The 1,948-nt window shown below is 67.5% G+C and carries 2 protein-coding genes and 1 pseudogene; all 3 read left to right on the plus strand.

All coding sequences use genetic code 11. The annotated features are described in order from the left end of the window. The coding region (argJ, locus tag HUK82_RS16240; RefSeq protein ID WP_176614911.1) for a bifunctional glutamate N-acetyltransferase/amino-acid acetyltransferase ArgJ at window positions 1-977 on the plus strand (977 nt) is incomplete at its 5' end. Window positions 978-990: 13 nt separating this feature from the next. Next, a complete protein-coding gene (locus tag HUK82_RS16245; protein WP_246495233.1) occupies window positions 991-1,605 on the plus strand; it encodes an RDD family protein in 615 nt (204 codons plus the stop codon). Window positions 1,606-1,645: 40 nt separating this feature from the next. Continuing rightward, window positions 1,646-1,948, plus strand: a pseudogene (locus tag HUK82_RS16250) (mechanosensitive ion channel protein MscS); the annotation flags it as partial.

Genomic DNA, 1,948 nt, shown 5'->3' on the forward strand with positions numbered 1-1,948 from the left:
CGAATGTCTTCACCGGCCGCGCCGGGGTCGAGACGACGCAGGCCACCGCCGCGGGTGCCGCGCGTCTGGCCCAGTGCCCGGCGGCCGAGGTATTCCTTGCCTCGACCGGCGTGATCGGCGAGGTCCTGCCCGCCGAGAAGATTACCGATGCCCTTCCGGCGCTGCATGCGTCGCTGAGCGACGATGGGTGGGAAGCCGCCGCGCGGGGCATCATGACCACCGACACTTTCCCCAAGGCGGCGGTGCGCGAGGTCGCGCTGGGCGGTACTACGGTCCGCCTTCAGGGCATCGCCAAGGGCAGCGGCATGATCGCGCCCGACATGGCGACGATGCTGTGTTTCGTGGCGACCGATGCGGCAGTGCCGTCAGGCACGTTGCAGACGCTGCTCTCGGCGTCGGTCGATCGCACGTTCAACCGCACGACGGTGGATTCGGATACCTCGACCTCGGACATGGTGTTGCTGTTTGCCACGGGTCAGGCCGGGAATGCCCCGGTCGACGGGCCGGAGGACGAGGCGCTGGCGCCGTTCGCCGAGGCGCTCGAGTCCCTCCTGCGTGATCTGGCGCTGCTTGTCGTGCGTGACGGCGAGGGTGCGACCAAGATGATGGAAATCCGCGTCAGCGGTGCGGTGGACGACCAGTCCGCCGGCCGTGTCGCGATGGCGATCGCCAACTCGCCGCTGGTCAAGACCGCGATCGCGGGCGAGGACGCGAACTGGGGCCGGATCGTGATGGCCGTGGGCAAATGCGGCGAGCCCGCCAACCGCGACACGCTCAGCGTCGGCATCGGGGGCACCTGGATCGCGCGCGACGGAACGGTGGTCGAAGGCTATGACGAGACGCCGGTGGTGGCCCACATGAAGGGGCAGGACATCGAGATCGATGTCGATCTGGGTCTGGGCAATGGCCGCAATGTCGCCTGGAGCTGCGATCTGACACACGGCTATATCGACATCAACGGCTCCTACCGAAGCTGAACGGCGCAGTATCATGAGCTTCGGTTCGTTCTCCGCTCCGCCGCCCGATCCACGCTGGAGCATGCCGGTGCCCGAAGCCCGGGCCTGGGTGTTCGCCGGGTTCTGGTGGCGTGTTCTAGCCTATCTCATCGACGTCATCGCCCTCGGTATGCTGCACCGGTTCATTGCACTGGCCTTCACCCCCGCCGTGACCATTACCTACGGGGGCGCCTCGGGCGAGGGCGCGAGCGACATTGCGTGGCGGACAACGCAGGCGGCCGATTTCAGCGTCTCATCCCCCATGATCCTGATGCCGCATGTGCACTGGCATGGTTCGGGCGTCTACGAATCGCTCAGTTTTCTGCTGCCCGCGCTCTACTACATCCTGTTCGAGGCCTCGGCCCTGCGTGCGACCCCGGGAAAGCTGGCCTGCCGGATGCGCGTCACCGACCTGCACGGGCGCCGCATCGGCCTGCTACGCGCCGGTGTGCGTTATTTCGCCAAATTTCTATCACTCCTTACGCTGGGCGTCGGGTTTCTGATGGCCGGCTGGACCCTGCGCAAGCAGGCGCTGCATGATCTTATCGCGGAAACGGTCGTTATACGCTCACGCCCCACGCCACCGGTGCTGTTCACCCCGTCTTCCTGATGGGGGGCATCCCCGCCACATCGAGACGACAGGACACGGTATGACCGCACAGACCCGGCCGGACCATTCTTCCCATCAGACGTCCGCTCCGTGCCGCCCCGTCGCGCTGTCCCGCCTGCTGTCCGGGTTGGTGGTTGCTCTGGGCGTCCTTGTGTCGCTGGCCACGGCGGCGGGTGCCCAGACAGCCGCGGCCGCCCCGGCGGCACCATCCTCGCCCCTGACGCAACAGCAGGCGCGGCAGGTGCTGGACATGCTCAACGACCCGCAGAAGCGGGCCGCCTTCACCCACACGCTCGACGCCATCGTGACGCAACAGGCGGCCAGTGCCCCCGCGCCGGCTCCT

Origin of the sequence: Ameyamaea chiangmaiensis (genome assembly GCF_013376175.1) — a bacterium.
GTDB lineage: Bacteria > Pseudomonadota > Alphaproteobacteria > Acetobacterales > Acetobacteraceae > Ameyamaea > Ameyamaea chiangmaiensis.